At 55.1% G+C, this 17,083-nt stretch carries 14 protein-coding genes; 8 read left to right on the top strand and 6 right to left on the bottom strand.

Annotated elements, in window-relative coordinates:
• Positions 1–33: 33 nt before the first annotated feature.
• Entirely contained in the window at positions 34–420 is a 387-nt protein-coding gene (locus K5Y30_RS04050; RefSeq protein ID WP_222210544.1) for a response regulator, read from the top strand.
• Positions 417–5,978: an ATP-binding sensor histidine kinase gene (locus K5Y30_RS04045; RefSeq protein WP_222210543.1), complete on the top strand. Its 5,562-nt coding sequence runs from the start codon at positions 417–419 to the stop codon at positions 5,976–5,978. The genes K5Y30_RS04050 and K5Y30_RS04045 overlap by 4 nt, the downstream gene beginning before the upstream one ends.
• A 66-nt stretch (positions 5,979–6,044) precedes the next feature.
• Here the strand turns inward: K5Y30_RS04045 and K5Y30_RS04040 are convergent, their stop codons facing one another.
• A complete protein-coding gene (locus K5Y30_RS04040) occupies positions 6,045–6,659 on the bottom strand; it encodes a response regulator transcription factor (protein ID WP_101760754.1) in 615 nt (204 codons plus the stop codon).
• 190 nt (positions 6,660–6,849) lie between these two features.
• Positions 6,850–7,242, bottom strand: a complete 393-nt coding sequence (locus K5Y30_RS04035) for a YgiW/YdeI family stress tolerance OB fold protein (RefSeq protein ID WP_101760753.1) — start codon at positions 7,240–7,242, stop codon at positions 6,850–6,852.
• A 222-nt stretch (positions 7,243–7,464) separates the two neighbouring features.
• Between K5Y30_RS04035 and K5Y30_RS04030 the strand changes: the two genes are divergently transcribed.
• The 3 genes from K5Y30_RS04030 (at position 7,465) to K5Y30_RS04020 (ending at position 12,962) form a co-directional block, all read left to right on the top strand.
• Entirely contained in the window at positions 7,465–8,598 is a 1,134-nt protein-coding gene (locus tag K5Y30_RS04030) for a glutathione-independent formaldehyde dehydrogenase (RefSeq protein ID WP_101760752.1), read from the top strand.
• A 269-nt stretch (positions 8,599–8,867) separates the two neighbouring features.
• A complete protein-coding gene (katE, locus tag K5Y30_RS04025) occupies positions 8,868–11,132 on the top strand; it encodes a catalase HPII (RefSeq protein ID WP_222210542.1) in 2,265 nt (754 codons plus the stop codon).
• Positions 11,133–11,402: 270 nt separating this feature from the next.
• Complete coding sequence (locus tag K5Y30_RS04020) at positions 11,403–12,962, top strand: sensor domain-containing diguanylate cyclase (RefSeq protein ID WP_222210541.1); 1,560 nt, start codon at positions 11,403–11,405, stop codon at positions 12,960–12,962.
• A gap of 5 nt (positions 12,963–12,967) precedes the next feature.
• On the opposite strand, the gene K5Y30_RS04015 is transcribed toward K5Y30_RS04020, so the two are convergent.
• A complete protein-coding gene (locus K5Y30_RS04015) occupies positions 12,968–13,219 on the bottom strand; it encodes a hypothetical protein (RefSeq protein WP_008102814.1) in 252 nt (83 codons plus the stop codon).
• A 213-nt stretch (positions 13,220–13,432) separates the two neighbouring features.
• On the opposite strand from K5Y30_RS04015, the gene K5Y30_RS04010 reads away from it, so the two are divergent.
• Together K5Y30_RS04010 and K5Y30_RS04005 are read left to right on the top strand one after the other, a co-directional pair.
• Complete coding sequence (locus tag K5Y30_RS04010) at positions 13,433–13,714, top strand: type II toxin-antitoxin system RelE/ParE family toxin (RefSeq protein WP_192413560.1); 282 nt, start codon at positions 13,433–13,435, stop codon at positions 13,712–13,714.
• Positions 13,714–14,031 carry a HigA family addiction module antitoxin gene (locus K5Y30_RS04005; protein ID WP_222181858.1) on the top strand — a complete coding sequence of 106 codons (318 nt, stop codon included), beginning with the start codon at positions 13,714–13,716 and terminating at the stop codon, positions 14,029–14,031. The genes K5Y30_RS04010 and K5Y30_RS04005 overlap by 1 nt, the downstream gene beginning before the upstream one ends.
• 160 nt (positions 14,032–14,191) lie before the next feature.
• On the opposite strand, the gene umuC is transcribed toward K5Y30_RS04005, so the two are convergent.
• From umuC to K5Y30_RS03990, 3 genes are all read right to left on the bottom strand, one after another.
• Complete coding sequence (gene umuC / locus K5Y30_RS04000; RefSeq protein ID WP_110865986.1) at positions 14,192–15,454, bottom strand: translesion error-prone DNA polymerase V subunit UmuC; 1,263 nt, start codon at positions 15,452–15,454, stop codon at positions 14,192–14,194.
• A complete protein-coding gene (gene umuD, locus K5Y30_RS03995; RefSeq protein ID WP_101760747.1) occupies positions 15,454–15,876 on the bottom strand; it encodes a translesion error-prone DNA polymerase V autoproteolytic subunit in 423 nt (140 codons plus the stop codon). Before umuD ends, umuC begins: the two co-directional genes overlap by 1 nt.
• A gap of 140 nt (positions 15,877–16,016) precedes the next feature.
• Positions 16,017–16,529 (bottom strand): GNAT family N-acetyltransferase, encoded by a 513-nt coding sequence (locus tag K5Y30_RS03990; protein ID WP_101760746.1) that lies wholly within the window; start codon positions 16,527–16,529, stop codon positions 16,017–16,019.
• Between the two features lie 196 nt (positions 16,530–16,725).
• Between K5Y30_RS03990 and K5Y30_RS03985 the strand changes: the two genes are divergently transcribed.
• On the top strand, positions 16,726–17,004 hold the full coding sequence (locus K5Y30_RS03985; protein WP_101760745.1) for a hypothetical protein: 279 nt from the start codon (positions 16,726–16,728) through the stop codon (positions 17,002–17,004).
• The last annotated feature ends 79 nt before the right edge of the window (positions 17,005–17,083 follow it).

Here is a 17,083-nt window from a genome sequence, read left to right as displayed (position 1 = left end):
CGCAGGCAGTGAATAATAATGAAGGAACACAGCATGCAGCTGTCGCAGCGCATTGTCGTTGTTGATGATGAACGATCGGTTCGCAGTGGTTTGAGCAATCTGCTTCAGTCGGAAGGATACGCAACGCAGGCATTTGAGTCGGCTGAAGCGCTATTAGCGGACGAGACGGCCCTAAATGACGCTGCGCTGTTTATTATTGATGTTGAGCTCAAAGGCATGTCGGGCTTTGAGTTGTTCCGTGCGCTGGTACAGCGTCGCGAGAATCCACCCGGAATTATTATCTCCGGCAAGGGTGATGAGAATATGCTCTGGTATGCCATCAATCTAGGCGCGATAACCTTTATGCCAAAGCCCATTGATATCGACCTGCTGTTCGAACATATTCGCCTGGCGTTTTCCTCCCAGGCAGCGCGCCAATGAGCACGCTTTTCCTGTCGTTAAATATCGCGGATGACGCGGCGCTGGTGCTGGCGGATGACATTGTTTTTACCCCTCTGGCGCAGGAAGGGCAGGTTGAATGGATCGAATGCCAACACCTGGTCTCCGGTGAGCGCTTCGTGCTGGCCACGGCGGCGGCCGAAGAGGCGGTGTTTCAGGTTACGCAACTGCTGAAAAATGAGTATGCGCTGCGCGCCTTATTAGCAGAAAGCTGGGCGCTAAAACCGCTGCGCCACACGTTATATCAAGGGCGCTACGCCCTGATTTATCCCGCTTTCCGCTACCAAACCCTGGCGGATTATCTACGCCTGCCTGCGGGTAAAATACAGAAGTTCATCAGCTGCGCCGTGCTGCTGTGTAACGCGCTCAGCAAGCTGCATCAGCAAGGCTTGGTGCACGGCGACATCAAACCAGCCAACTTCTTCTTCACCGATCAAGGCGACGTGGTGCTGGGCGGCTTTGGCCTGGCGTTTATCGAAGCGGACTCACAGCAGCCGCTGCGCGCCTCGGTGACCGGCGGAACGCTGGCCTACATGTCGCCCGAGCATACCTCGCGCACCGCGCACGCGGTCAGCCAGGTCAGCGATCTCTACAGCCTGGGCATCGTGCTTTACGAATTACTCACCGGCAAGCTTCCCTATGGCAGCGCCGAAGGTGGTGCAGCTGAATGGGTGCACCATCACATTGCCTCCGAAGCGCTGCCGCCGCACCGGCTGCGCAAAGATGTGCCGCTGGTGCTCTCGTCCATTATTTTACGCCTGCTAACCAAATCGCCGGAGCAGCGTTATCAAACCGTCGAAGGCGTGCTGGCCGATCTGCGCCGCTGCGAATCCAACCTGATGCCTGACGGCGTGGTTGAATCTTTCGCGCTGGGCTTACAGGATGTGCCGACCTCGACGCTGTTATCTGATGTGCTGTACAGCGACCATGCTCAGGCCAGCGAGATGCTGGCGGCGTTTGATGAGGTGTGCAGCAGCGGGAAACACTGCATGGTGGCGATTAGCGGCGCGCCCGGTGCCGGAAAATCGGCGCTGATGGCCTCGGCGCTTAAAATCCTGCGGGAAAAAAACGCGCTGCTGACGGTGACCAAAGCCGACCAGCACTCGCCCATTTTGCCCTACGCGGTATTTACCTCGGCGTTTCGATCGCTGACGCTGCATCTGCTCGGGTTGCCTGCCGAAGAGCTGGCGCGCTGGAAAACACACATCACGCGTCAACTGGGGAATTATGTTGGGCTGGCCGTCAATCTGGTGCCCGAGCTGGGCATCTTGCTCAACCACAAAGCCAGCGTGCAGGCGGATGCGCGCTCGCTGGATGCGCGCAATCGCCTGAATCTGGTGGCCTGCAGCCTGGTGAAAGCCTTTACGGTGCCGGGACGGCCGCTGATCCTGCTGATTGATGATGTGCACTGGGCCGATCAGGCGACTTTGCAGCTGCTGCAGAATCTGCTGCGTTCCAGCGACGATATTCCCTTGTTGCTGGTCATCTCTCATCGCGATCGCGCCTCGTTGTCCTGTCCGAGGGTGGTCGCCAGCCTGGATCGGATTCGTGCGGCGGCCACGCGCATTGTGGATGTCACGCCCGAGCCGCTGTCGGTAAAAAATATCGCCAGCTGGCTGGCCGGCATTTTTCACACGCGCAGCGCGGAGACCACCGAGCTGGCGCAGATCATCCATGAAAAAACCGCCGGGAATCCGCTCGCCACGCGTGAGTTTTACCGCCAGGCGGTGCGCGATCACCACATCACGCACGTCGCATCCCATAAATGGACCTACAATCCGCACGCGCTGAGAAACTGCCATTACACCGCGAATGTTGCAGCCAGCGTGCTGCAACAGCTGCAGTTGCTCGCGCTGCCGGTGCGCCAGCTGCTGGGCCGATTGGCCTGCATCGGCAGTAGCGGCGATCTGCCGGTGTTGGCCGGTATTCTCGATACGACGCTTAGCGCCCTTCACGCCACGCTGCGCCCTGCGGCTGAGGCCCGGCTGATCTCGCTGACCGATCACAGCTACGCCTTTATGCATGACAGCATGCATGAGGCCGCGCTGAAGTTGCTTTCGTCGGCAGAAAAAGATGATTTTCACGTTGCCGCCGCGCGCTATTACATGCAGGCCGCGCGCCAGGATAACGCGCATGCGCTGCTGTTCAGTGCCGCGCATCACACCATCACGCTGCAAAACCGCGCCCTTTTAACGCCTGAAGCCGCTGCGTTCGGTCTGCTGTTATTAAACGCCACCCGACGCGCAAAAATTATGGGCGATTACGCTTCCGCGCTGCGTTTCTTGCACACCGCCCGAGCGCTGAACGCAGAATCAGGCGCGGAGGAGAACGGCCTGTTTTTGTTTGAGCAAGCGGAGTGTGAGTTTTTAAACGGCAACTTATCGGGCGCGCTGGCGTTGAGTTCCGAGATTCTCGCCACGCCCGGTGCGGTCACCGATAAAGCCGAAGCGGCGACGCTGATTGCTGAAATTCATATGCGTCAGTCCGACAGCCAGCTGGCGCTGGAAACCGCGCTGGCCTGGCTGGCGGTGTTTGGCATTCATCTGCAGCGCTATCCGGATAAAGCCGAGTGCGATGTCGCCAGGCATCGATTGAAAAAGGATGTCGGCAAAAATCCTTACACGCGTTTCCGTTCCCTGCCGCGAGTGACCTGCCACAAAACTGAAGCGGTGATGAACCTGATGGCCAGCGCCAGCACTTTCGCCGCCTTTATCAGCCCACGGCTGCAGTTCATTATCCTGTGTAAACTTCTGCATCTGACCATGGAGAAGGGCATCAGCGGTGCCTCCACGCTGGCGCTTGCCTGGTACGGCGTGGTGTGTGGCGATCAGTTCGACGAATACAGCCGTGGATTCGCCAGTGCGCTGCTGGCCCGTGAGTTGGTGTATAAGCACGATTTCGTCAGCTACAAAGCGCGCACGCTGATGCCGCTGGATCAGGTGAGCGTCTGGACCATGCCACTCAGTTACGCCATTGAGTGCGCTAAAGCGACTTTTGATGTGGCGGTTGATATTGGCGATCGCACGTCGGCGTGTCTGGCGCTGCGCCATCTCACCATGAATTGCCTGGCGCGCGGTGACCATCTTGATGGCGTGCATACTTCGATCATGCGCGGCATGGTCTATGTGCGCAAAGCGCAGTATCGCGATGTGGAAGTGATTCTCGGCATGCAGCTGGATTACGTGATGTTCCTGCGTAAGCCAGCCGGTGAGACCTTGTCCGGCGATGATTTCCATGCGCCCACGCTAAACGTGGTGCGGCCCGAACACGCCATTGAACCGCTGTTTTTGATGCAGTTCTGGGCGCGGCTGTACAAAGGCATGGCGCACTTCTTTGCCGGTGAGTATGTCGCCGCCCATCGCCAGTTCAGCGACGCCGCGCCGCTCACTGACGTGATTCCCGGCCATGTGCATATGCTGGATTTCCACCTCTACAGCGCGCTTTCCCTCACCATACCGCTGCAACCGAATGAGCTTAATGCCACGCAGCGGCAGCAACTGCAGCGCCATCTTGACAGAATCATCACCTGGGCATCGGAGAACGCCGGCACCTTCGCCGACAAAGAAGCGCTGCTGCGCGCCGAACTGCTCAGGCTGGAGGATAACAGCGGCGCGGCACTGGAGCAGTTTGAAAAAGCCATTGAGTTGTCGCGCAAAGGGCAGTTCCATCCGATTAACGGCCTGGCATGCGAACTGGCCGCGCGCTGCGCCAATGCGCGCGGCATGGCGTTCGCCGCCGAGGGTTACATCAAAGGCGCGCTTGCCGCCTGGGATCGCTGGGGCGCGGGCGCCAAGGTGCGTCAGCTTGAAATGCACTATCCGCATCTGGCGGCGCACCCGCCGCAGAGCGCGTTAAACACCGTGACCTTTGAGCAGAGCGCGGTGATCAGCGACCTGCAAAGCCTGGTCACGGCGATGCGCGCATTGACCGAAGAGATCAATCTTGATCGGCTGATCCATATTTTGATGATGATGTTGGTGGAGCGCGCCGGGGCGCAGCACTGTATTTTGATCCGCCTCATCGACGGCAATGTGCCGGAAATTCAGGCGCGCGCCTCCTCCACGGTGGAAGGCGTCAGAGTCAAAATCGTTAATGAACTGCCGGTGGCGACCGATTTGCCGCTGTCGATTCTCTCGGCGGTGATCCGCACCGGACAGGAAATCCGTACCGGTCGGCCGGAAGTGTTTAGCCCGTTTAGTCAGGATAACTATCTGGTTGCCTCTGGCGCGGCAGTGATGTGTGTGCCGATGTTCCGCCAGGCGCAAATGGTGGGCGTACTCTATCTGGAAAACCGGCTGATGCCGGATGTTTTCACTGCGGAGCACTCGCGCATTGTCTCGATGTTAGGCGCGCAGGCTGCGGTTTCTCTGGAAACGGCGCGGCTGTATGCCGAGCTGGTGGAGGAGAACATCCAGCGGCGGAAAATTGAAAAACAGCTGCGTGCCAGCCAGACATCCCTGATGCTGGGTGAAAAAATCAGTAATACCGGTACCTGGCACTGGCATCTTGAGCCGGATATCCAGCTGATATCGGACGAATATAAACGCATCATGGGGCTGCCCGCCGGGCAGGTGAGCACCTCGATGGCCGAGTTTCAGCGGCGGGTGCATCCAGACGATCTTCAGTGCCTGAAAGCGCTGATTGAATCCAGCGTGGCGCATGGCGTGAGCATGCAGGCTGAATTTCGTATCATCCGTGATGACGGCGAATGCCGTTATATCAAAGGCATCGGTGAGCCGGTGGAGAACTGGCCGGATGTCGCCGAATATTTCGGCACGCTGACGGATATCACCGCGCAGCGTCAGTCCGAAGATGCCGCCAGAATTGCCCAGGCCGAGCTGGCTCGCGTGGCGCGCGCCACCACGGTAGGACAGCTGACCTCATCTATCGCCCATGAAATCAATCAGCCGCTGATGTCGATTGTGGCCAATGCTGGCGCCAGCCTGCGCTGGTTGAAACGCGATCCGGCTCAGCTGGAGAAAGCCAGTGAAAGCATTGAGGAGATCATTAACGAAGGGCGGCGCGCTGGCGAAATTATTCGCGGCCTGCAGTCACTAACGCGCAATAATGTCGCGGAGTATGCATCGGCCAGGCTGCATCTGCTGGCGCGCGATATTTTAACCTTGTCGCGTCTGGAACTTGAGCGCCGCTCGGTGGCACTTGAACTGGATATTAAAGCGCCATGGGATGAGGTGTTTTGCGAGCGCGTACAGATTCAGCAGGTGCTGCTGAATCTGGTGATTAATGCCATTGAGGCGATGGCGGATAATGGCGGAGCGCGTATTCTGCGGCTCTCATCCTGCAATCCTGACGCGAATCATATTCGTATAGCGGTGGCCGACAACGGCAGCGGATTATCGGCAGAGGTTATCGGCAAGATATTCGACTCTTTCTACACCACCAAAGCGGAAGGAATGGGAATGGGCCTGACCATCAGTAATGAAATCATCAAACGTCATGGTGGTGTGCTGAGTGCGGAAAACCGCCCACAGGGTGGCAGCGTATTTAGCTTTACCCTGCCATTAAATCTGGGGAAATAGTTTATCTGATCCACCCGCGCTATTTCGCGGGAGTAAAATCGGACCGTTATCACTTTAACGCGCGCGTTATTCATCTTGCAGTAAATGAAGTTTCTCAGCGGCTCTGACTAATTCTGATACTGAACGCACCGCCATTTTTTCCATTACGCGGCGTTTATGCACTTTTGCCGTAATTTCACTGATGCCCATTTCGGCGGCAATCTGCTTATTTAATAAACCGCGAATGACAAGCAGCATCAATTCCATTTCCCGTGGCGTTAAAGAGTGATAACGCCCGGTGAGTACAACTCTTTCCTGTGCGAGTGCTGCGCTTTTTTCGGCCAGCGCCATGGCAGCGGATACCACTTGTATCAGGTCATCCGGCATCACCGGCTTGGTGAGAAACTCAAAGGCACCGGCCTTCATCGCGCGGACCGTCAGAGGAATGGTGCCAAAGCCGGTGAGGAAAATGGTGGGAATGGTGTATCCGCGTGCGGTGAGATCCTGCGAGACATCAAAGCCGTCGCGGCCCGGCATATTCATATCGACAATTAAACAGCTCGGGGTGCGGTAATGCGGCTGATGTAAAAATTCAGCGGGGGAGGTAAAGGTCGAAATCAGGTAGCCTTCTGAGCTCAGAAGATTTTGCAGCGCGTTGATGACAGCGTGGTCATCGTCAACAATATAAATCGTTCTATCCATAAAAACTCATTCAGACTCTTACGAGTTCTATTCACTACATGCGCGCTAATATACCCGCAAAATAGTGCTGTAGGAATGGCGAAAAACGTATATGTGAATGTGATTATCTACTGCGCTGTCAGGCTTAAAAAGGGTGAGGATGAAAAGCCATGCACTCACCCGCTATTCTTAAGGTAATAAATGCGTAACCTTAAGGTTCTTCAATTCGCGATACCCTCAAGGTGGTTTGTTCGCCACGCCCATACACTTTTCCACTGACGCGAACTTTATCACTGGCTGAATAGGTTTTCTCTTTGAAGGCCGGTTTCTCAGCATTAATGATAATCGTGCCGGTATCATCGCGGAATTTGTAGCTATCACCTTTCAGCTTTTCAATAATATGGCCTTCGAGCGTGACATAGCCGCCCTGACGGAAATCACGAATACGTGAAATCGGGGTTTGTGCGGTGTCTTCCGATCCTTTATAACCGGCATCCTGATTCTTCTGCGGCGGTGCTGTTTCACCTGATTGGTATCCGCCTTCCGCTGCGCTCACGCCAACGCTGAACATCATGATTACTGAAGCTAAAACAACCTGTTTCATACGCTCTCCATAGATTTTCCTGCTGACACGGTGTTAAGTCTGGCACAAATATGCGCGACTGCACGACAAACGCAGCGGTAATTGAAAAAAGCACAACTGACTTATTTATGCCAGGGTATGTAGACGCGGTTTTTATTTCTTTGGCTAAGCGCGACGTTAAATTAGCGCCGTGCTTATCTGCTCATTCGAATTAAGAGTGCTAGCCACTCAGGAAAATAAATCATGAAAGCTATCGTCTATAACGGGCCTTTTGATGTCTCGGTTAAAAATGTTCCTGATGCAAAAATTGTGCGTCCTACCGATGCGCTTATTCGTATTACCACCACCAATATTTGCGGTTCCGATTTACATATGTACGAGGGGCGCACCAGCTTTGAACAGGGGCGCATCTTTGGTCATGAAAACCTTGGCGAAGTGGTGGAGGTGGGGAGTGGCGTCGAGCGACTTAAGGTTGGCGATTACGTATGTATGCCGTTCAACGTCGGCTGTGGTTTCTGTGAAAATTGTGAGAGAGGGTTAACCGGTTTCTGTCTGACCGCCAACCCCGGCACCGCAGGTGCGGCCTACGGCTTTGCTGAAATGGGTGAGTGGGAAGGCGGTCAGGCCGAGCTGCTGCGCGTGCCGTTTGCCGATTTTAACTGTTTACTGCTGCCACCGGATGCGGTGGAGAAAGAGGAAGATTATGTGATGCTGTCAGACATTTTCCCCACCGGCTGGCATGCAACCGAGTTGGCAGGCCTGCGACCGGGCGATAGCGTCGCCATTTACGGTGCGGGCCCGGTAGGCTTGATGGCCGCGCATTCGGCAATCATCAAAGGCGCGTCGCAGGTGTTTGTGGTGGATACGCACCCCGATCGCCTGGCGCTGGCGGAGCAGATGGGCGCAACGGGCATCAATGCCGTGGGCGACGCAGCGGTGCAGCAAATCCTTGATCTGACGGATGGACGCGGCACGGATTGCGGTTGTGAATGCGTGGGTTATCAATGTTGTAATCAGCATGGACACGAAGATAACAGCGCCACCATGAACAGCCTGGTCGCCTCCACCAAAGCCACCGGCGGCATTGGCGTGGTGGGCGTGTTTATCCCGCAGGATCCCGGCGCGGCCAGCGAGTTAGCCAAAGTGGGTAAAATGCCGTTCGATTTCGGCAGCTTCTGGTTTAAAGGGCAGTCGATCCGTACCGGCCAGGCCAACGTCAAAGCCTATAACCGCCAGCTAGCGCGATTGATTGCCACCGACAAAGCGCATCCGGCGAGCATTATTTCTCATCGACTGTCGCTGGCCGAAGGACCCGAAGCGTACCGCCATTTCGACGATCGTGATGCGGGCTGGACCAAGGTGATTTTGAAACCTTAACGCATTCATAGCGCCTGTTTCGCCGCATGATATTTTTGGTCGCCATTAATGGCGACCCTGAGGAGGGTGCGAAAATAATTAAAATAAAGCGCAACGGTATTTATCAGGATTAATCTTATTAATAAAACGTTAAAGCTACCCTTTGGTTAAAATATCCTCTCTTTACATTCTCCTCATTAATCTCTTTAAACATCATTTCTAAACCAGACGAAATATAAACGTTTTTATGCTCTACAGTTAATAGGGTCTTAACTGGAGGAGCATGTCACATGTCGAAAGATAAAAAAGAACAGAATTTAACCCACACCGCGCCGCACAAAGGGCCAGAAACCTCTGAGCCAGGATTAGGTGATTTAGCACCGCAAGGCGGTGGACATAAACCTGCCGCCGAACCGACGCCGCCGGGCAAACAACCCACCGCGCCCGGTAGCCTGAAAGCGCCCGAGACGCAAAATAGCAAGCTTGAGCAGCTTGATGAGTACCGCAAAAATGGCGAAAACGCCGACCTGACCACCAATCAGGGCACGCGCATCGCCAACGATCAGAACTCGCTGCGTGCCGGTTCGCGCGGGCCTACGCTGCTTGAAGACTTCATCATGCGTGAAAAAATCACGCATTTTGACCACGAACGCATTCCTGAGCGTATCGTGCATGCGCGCGGTTCGGCGGCGCATGGCTATTTCCAGCCTTACCGCTCGCTGGAAAAACTGACCAAAGCAGGTTTCCTCAGCGATGCCGAAAAAATCACACCCGTCTTCGTGCGTTTCTCCACCGTGCAGGGTGGCGCAGGATCGGCTGACACCGTGCGCGATATCCGTGGATTCGCCACCAAGTTCTATACCGATGAGGGCGTTTTTGATTTAGTCGGCAACAACACGCCAGTATTTTTCATCCAGGATGCGCACAAATTCCCGGACTTCGTGCATGCGGTGAAACCCGAGCCGCACAACGAAATTCCGCAGGGGCAGAGTGCGCACGACACCTTCTGGGATTATGTGTCGCTGCAACCTGAAACGCTGCATAACGTCATCTGGGCGATGTCGGATCGCGGTATTCCGCGCAGCTATCGCACCATGGAAGGCTTTGGCATCCATACTTTCCGCCTGATTAACGCCGAGGGTAAAGCCACCTTCGTGCGTTTCCACTGGAAACCGGTGGCGGGCAAAGCCTCGCTGCTGTGGGATGAAGCACAGAAGCTGACCGGCCGCGATCCCGATTTCCACCGTCGCGATCTGTGGGAAGCGATTGAAGCTGGGGACTTCCCGGAATATGAGCTCGGCCTGCAGCTGATCCCGGAAGAGGACGAGTTCAAATTCGATTTCGACATTCTCGATGCCACCAAACTGATCCCTGAAGAGCTGGTGCCGGTCGAACTGGTCGGCAAAATGGTGCTCAACCGTAATCCGGACAACTTCTTTGCCGAGACCGAACAGGTGGCGTTCCATCCGGGCCACATTGTGCCAGGGCTGGACTTCACCAACGATCCGCTGTTGCAGGGCCGTTTGTTCTCCTACACCGATACGCAAATCAGCCGTTTGGGTGGGCCGAACTTCCATGAGATCCCGATCAACCGTCCGGTTTGCCCGTACCACAATTTCCAGCGTCAGGGCATGCATCGCACGGAAATCGATACCAATCCGGCCAACTACGAACCGAACTCCATCAACAACAACTGGCCACGTGAAGTGCCGCCAGCGGCAAAAGAGGGCGGATTCGAGAGCTATCAGGAGCGGGTGGAAGGCAGCAAGGTGCGCGAGCGTAGCCCATCGTTTGGCGAATATTACTCGCAGCCACGGCTGTTTTGGCTGAGCCAGACCGCGGAAGAGCAGCAGCATATCATCGGCGCTTATTCGTTTGAGCTCAGCAAGGTAGCGCGTCCTTACATCCGCGAACGCGTGGTCGATCATCTGCTGCAGATTGACGTCACGCTGGCGCAGGCTGTGGCCACCAATCTGGGGCTGAAGCTGAGTGATGAGCAGCTCAACACCGTTCCGCCGAAAGATGTCAACGGCCTGAAAAAAGATGACAGCCTGAGTCTGTATGCACAACCGAGCGGCGATATCAAAGGCCGTCAGGTAGCGTTACTGCTGAGCGACGGTGTGAAAGCCGCCGACGTGCTGGCGATTCTGCAGGCGCTGAAAGCGCAGGGCGTGCATGCCAAAATTCTGGCAGCGCACATGGGACAAGTGCTGGCGGATGATGGCTCGGTGCTGCCGGTTGATGCCACCTTTACCGGTCTTCCTTCGCTGACCTTTGATGCGGTGATTGTGCCGGATGGCAATATCGATGCGTTGCTGCTGAGCGGTGATGCGCGCTACTTCCTGCTGGAAGCCTACAAGCATCTCAAAGCCATCGGTCTGAGCGGTGATGCACGCCGGTTTAAGGCGCAGTTCAACGTGCAGGACAATGAGGTCGAGGAAGGGCTGGTGGAAGATGTGAAAGCCGAGGGCACCTTTATGGCGGACTTCCTTTCTGTCATGGCATCCCATCGCGTCTGGTCGCGCAGCAAAAAAGCGCTGACCGTCGCAGCCTAATGCGCGGGGCGGAGTTGATTGCTCCGCCCCGTTTTCCCTGCATCTTAGGCAAAAAAAAGCCCGCTCGTAGCGGGCTGGTCGAGATGCATACCGAAGTGATCGTGTAAACGCGTACTGTGTGTTGCTGCCACTCAATGTGGTGGAACCAGACTACAGTAATATTTCGCAACTGGTCATAGGAGTTATCGATGGCCCGAAAAATAACCGCATTCGTCCACTGATGCGTGGTTTACCTGCTTAACTCTGTTGGTGGGGAAGACAGAGGACAACATGCAGTTTAAAAGAAAAATGGATAAGCCGGTTTCTTCTGACGGCGGTTTACTGAAAAGCATTGTGCTCTCTGGACTGCTGCTGTTGATCACCGTAGCCAGTATGAGTATCTGGACCTTGCGTGAAGACTGGCTGGCGACCGTGCGTCAGACCCAGGAATCCGCGATGAATCTGGCGTTATCACAATCGCGTCAGGCGGAAGACACCTTCCTGCAGACCGAGCTTTCGCTACGCCAGGTACAGCGTGATCTGCAGCTACAGCTGGCAACGCGCATTCAGGGCGCTGACCTGAGTAATACCATGCGCGAATTACAGCGCCGCTTACCGCAGTTACACGGCTTGTTCTACTACGATCAAGATGGCAAGTGGATCGCCACCTCCGCCCAACGCGCACCCAACAATATCAATAATTCCGATCGTGAATACTTCACTTTTCAGCGCCATAACCGGCGCAACAGCGTGCATATCGGCCCGGTGATCAACAGCCGCAGCACCGGTGATTTGGTGATCCCCGTTTCCCTGCGTGTCAGTGATGCCAGCGGTGGCTTTAAGGGCGTGCTTCTGGCCACCATCAAGGTCGATTTTTTCCGTCGCTTCTACAGCTATTACGAACTCGGTGCGCGCGATGTGCTGGTGTTGATGCTGGCTGACAGCACGGTGCTGTATGCGCGTCCGATGCCTGACAGTTACATCGGCAAAAATCTCTCAGCCAGCCCGCTGTTTCAGGAGATGCTGGCGAAAATGGATCGTGGCAGCGGGCAGTGGAAATCGGTGCTGGATGGCCAGGCGCGGATCTTTGGTTTTGCGCGTTCCGATCGCTATCCGATTATCGTCGCCGCCGGTTACAACAGTGACGATCTGTTCCATGTGTGGGTTAACCGTCGGGCGCAGGATATTCTGCTCAGCATTATCCTGCTGCTGACCATCTTGCTGCTCGGCGTCTTCCAGCTGCGTCAGGCGCGTAGCGTGTTGCGCTATCAGCAGGAATTGACTCAGCTGCGCGACGAACTGCACAGCGCCAACCTCGCCCTGAATCAACTCGCGCACGTTGATGGTTTAACCGGTCTGGCGAATCGAAGGGAGTTTGATCGTTTCCTGCATCAGGCGCTGGCCCACGCCGCCGCCAGCGGTAAACCGCTCACGCTGATCATGATGGATATCGATTTCTTCAAGCACTACAACGACACTTACGGCCATATTGCCGGGGATAAGTGCCTGAAAGCGATCGGTGAAGTATTAGCTGCCGTGGTTGTGCGGCGCTCCGATATCGCCGCGCGCTATGGCGGCGAGGAGTTTGCGCTGATCCTGCCTGATACCCCATTCGATGAGGGCATGACGATTGCGCATCGGGTGGTTGAGGCGGTGCGGATCAGGCAGCTTGCGCATATTTCTTCGCCCAAAGGCCAGGTGACGATCAGTGCCGGCTGCGCCACTACCGCAACGTCCGCCACCCTTAGTGCGGTAAAACTGCTGGAGTACGCCGATCACGCCTTGTACCGGGCAAAGCGTGAAGGGCGTGATGGGGCGAAAGGGGTCAATATCGATGAACCGCAAGCGTAATCGGCTTATTCCACGGCGGGTAGCTGATACTTGATATATTGACGCAGCGCCTCGTGCATCTGGCTATTCCTTTCGTCCTCTAAGCCGCGCTCTTCATATTCTTTCGCCAGCTGAATAATCACCTCGTCATATTTCCCTTTAAAGGTGATGTTATTTACCGCCACCTGCTTAATCATTAACTCGCGCAAGGCAGCGACTTCAATCTGCAGCTGGTTTACTGTTTCTTCCAGCTCGTTTACGCGTTCTTCATTCGACATAGGTTCTCCGGATGTTATTAAGCTGTCGCTGTATCAGGGGCTGAATATCGCATTCACATGCGTGTAATTCAAGCGTGAAGCGGTTACTTCGCCACCGGTAGATCCGCTCAGGGCTTGAGTCTGTGACGCGCTGCGAAAATAAAAAGCCAGACCTGTTTCCTGTTGAGAAACATATGATATGATGTTTCTCAACAGGAAACGCGGAGGCGTGACGTGATTAAAAGCTGGAAGCATAAGGGATTACAAAAGTTGTTTGAGAAAGGTGATATCAGCGGTGTCCAGGCGCAGGACGCGGAACGCATTCGGCTTCGCCTTCTGGTCATTGATGAAGCGCTCTCCACGGATGAATTCAGAAACTATCCGGGGTTTCGTTTTCATCCCCTGAAAGGGGACAGGAAAAACCTGTTTTCATTAACGGTCAGGGCTAACTGGCGTATCACCTTCGAATTCACCGACGGCGATGCCTATATTCTTAACCTGGAGGACTACCACTGATGGCAATGTTCAATCCCCCGCATCCGGGCGGTCTGATCACCGAATACATCGAAGATAACAATATTGGCTTGCGCGTACTGGCGAAAGAGCTTGGTGTTTCTGCTTCAGCGCTGAGTAAAGTCGCCAGCGGTAAAGCATCGGTCAGCCCTGAAATGGCGGTGCGGCTTGAGGCGGGGCTGGGTATTGCGGCGCGCCTGTGGTTATCAATGCAGGCGGCATGCGACCTGCACAAGGCACGAGAAACCACGGACGTTTCCGGTGTCAATCTGCATCCGGGTATGAAAGCCGCTTCTGAGGCGCACAGGGCAGCGAAGTAACGCACCCACGCCAGATACCTGTACAAAACCGCGCTAGCTGGCGCGGTTTTTCTTTGGTCGGTTCAGACACCTTTAGACGAACCCGGTTCTACGGTTGTGATGACGCTGTGTCAGGGACTGAAGAGTGTATTGATATGGGTGTAATTCAAGCGTGAAGCGCTTACTTCGCTACCGGCAGATCCGCCAGCCGGGTGGTGTAGGCCGGGGACAGCATCTCGCGCTTCATCGACCAGGGTTTCTGAATGCCTTGCCCGGCAAACCATAACGCACCGCGCTGGTGGGCATTCATCTTGTCGATCAGGGCCATTAATTGGTCACTATTGTGACGCGGCTGATATTCCGCAAACAGATCAAACTGCGCCACGCCATCGCTAAAGAAATCGCCCAGCATGACGCCGCCTTTCATATAACGCTTACCGGGCACCCAGATGCGATCTAAACAGTTGAGCGTGGCCTGAATAATATCGCGGCTGTCAGCGGTGGGCGTAATCAAGGTTTGGCTGGCCGCATTGGCATAATAAGGATGATGCGGATCGTGCGGACTGGTACGAATAAACGTCCCGATATGACGGCAATATTGCCGCTCACTGCGTAACTTCTCTGCGGCACGCGCCGCGTAATTGGCAATGGCTTCGCGCATATCCTGATATTCGGTAATGCGATCGCCAAACGAGCGCGAGCAGAGGATATTTTGCCGGTTGGGAATCACCTCCTCAAACGCCAGACAAGACTCGCCACATAATTCACGCACCGTACGCTCCAGCACCACGCCAAAGTGTTTACGGATCAGCGCGGTCGGGGTTTCAGCCAATTGCAGTGCGGTGGTAATGCCCATCAGGTTGAGCTTTTTCGATAAGCGCCGGCCCACGCCCCACACCTCTTCAACCTTGACCAGTTTCATCAACTCGCGCTGACGGTGGGGCAAAGAGAGATCCATCACGTTCTCAGCTTTGGTCCAGCGTTTGGCGGCCCAGTTGGCGAGCTTGGCGAGGGTTTTGGTCGGCGCAATGCCGACACCCACGCGCAAATGGGTGTCCTGATAAATACGGTCGCGAATGTCGCGGCCTAACTGTTCGAATGTCATGCAGGCGTTGATGCCGGTGACGTCAACGAAGGCTTCGTCAATGGAATACTCATCCACGCGCGTGGAGATCAGCGCCAGCGTCTCCATCACGCGGCGCGACATATCGCCATACAACGCATAGTTAGACGAGAACACCACCACTTTGTGGCGCATCAACTCTTCGCGATGTTTGAAGTAGGGCGCGCCCATCTTAATGCCCAGCGCCTTGGCTTCTCTGCTTAGCGAAATAATGCAGCCGTCGTTGTTCGACAGCACCACAATCGGCTTGCCGCGCAGATCCGGGCGAAACACCGTTTCACAGCTGGCGTAAAACGAATTCACATCTACCAGGGCAAACATCAGCGGCCTATGGTTTTAATCACGTGTTTAACGATGCCGAAGACTTCGAACTCATCGGCGTCAGGAATGGCGATCACCGCATGCGCGGTATTCATCGGTTTGAGATGCAGGTAAGGCTGTAACATCAGCTGTTTCACGGTGAACTCGCCGGAAAGCGAAGCCACCACAATGTCACCGTGTTTGGGTTTGAGCGAGCTGTCCACCACCAGCATGTCACCCTCATTGATACCGATGTCGATCATCGAGTCACCGCTGACTCTAATGAAATAGGTTGAACTGGGGTGATCGACTAAAAAGTCGTTGAGGTCGATACGTTGTTCAACGTAGTCCTGCGCCGGGGACGGAAAGCCGCAGGGCACGCGGCTGATGAACAAAGGTAAGGCGAGAATAGCGCGGATTTCCGCGGGCTGATAAAACTGCATGGCTGCGATCTCAAATCGTCACTGTATATGTATACAGTAATGTCGAATAGGCAGTTTGATCAAGCCAGAACCCGTAATGATTTGCAAAACAGTTGGCAACAAAGGAAATTTATTTTGTGCCAAAGGGCTTACCGCTGCGCTTAAATCATCATCCCCATGATCTGCAGGGTGCTCTGCTGTGAAGCGGTGATAAACGGAATGTCTTTGATGTGCTGCATACCAAAGGCTTCGTAGAACTTACGTGCACGCACGTTATCGCCTAACACTTCCAGCCACAGGTAGCCTTCACGCTTGTCGCGCGCCTCATTGATGATGCTCTCGAACATCCAGCGGCCGTAGTTTTTGCCGGTTTCTTCTGGATTGAGGTAGAGCTTGTTGAGCAACGCGCCGCTCATGCCGGAATCCGGCACTGGCGTGTTCCAGGTGACTTTGGCGAAGCCAATCGGCTTGTCGGTCTCGGCGATCAGCCAGCTCTCATTGGGCGCCGCGAGGCTGCTATTCAGCTCTGCCAGACCGTATTCCTTGTCGATAAAGGCATCCAGTTCGTCTGCGGAAACCCACATATGTTTGAAATGCGCACTGTAGGTCATGCGGCCCAGCAGGTGCAGCAGCTCTGCATCCTCTGCCGTGGCTTTGCGTATGGTGAACTCCATGCCAGATTTCCTTGCTTAATGCTTGTTATTAATCACGTCGTCGGTGCGAGCAGAGGCCACCGAAGGGCAGTTACCATAACGTGTTAGTAACAAAAACCCAAGATAACCAGAGCTGTCTGTTAACAAGGCGCCAGGCCGATGATCTATAATGAAGAGTGAGAAGCAAGCGTAAGCCCATATTCTCAGGAGGTAGAAGATGTCAGATTCGCAACCTAAAATTATCGGCGAAGCGGCCTATGCATTACTGGTGCGCCGTGAGGAAGTCAGCGTTTCCTCACTGCTGGCAGAGCTCGCGCGCATGGCGAGAAAAGAGCAAAACAGTCAACAGCAGCAGCGTATTGCCCAGGCGCAGCAATGGTTGCTCACGCACCGTCAACCGGCGGGCAGCGATAATCGCGTCCATTCAGCATTGCGCGGATTGAGTCGCCAGGAAGGCAGTGTCAGAATGCCTTCGGCCGATGCCGACGACAATTGACCATCCCAACCGGCTCACGCGTCGATGACTTTCGGCGCGGAGCGCACAGATTTGGAAATAAAAGCTTTCTAATTGTCCT

Source organism: Pantoea sp. DY-5 (assembly GCF_019795955.1).
Taxonomy (GTDB): domain Bacteria; phylum Pseudomonadota; class Gammaproteobacteria; order Enterobacterales; family Enterobacteriaceae; genus Pantoea; species Pantoea leporis.
This window is presented reverse-complemented; position numbering and strand designations above follow the sequence as displayed.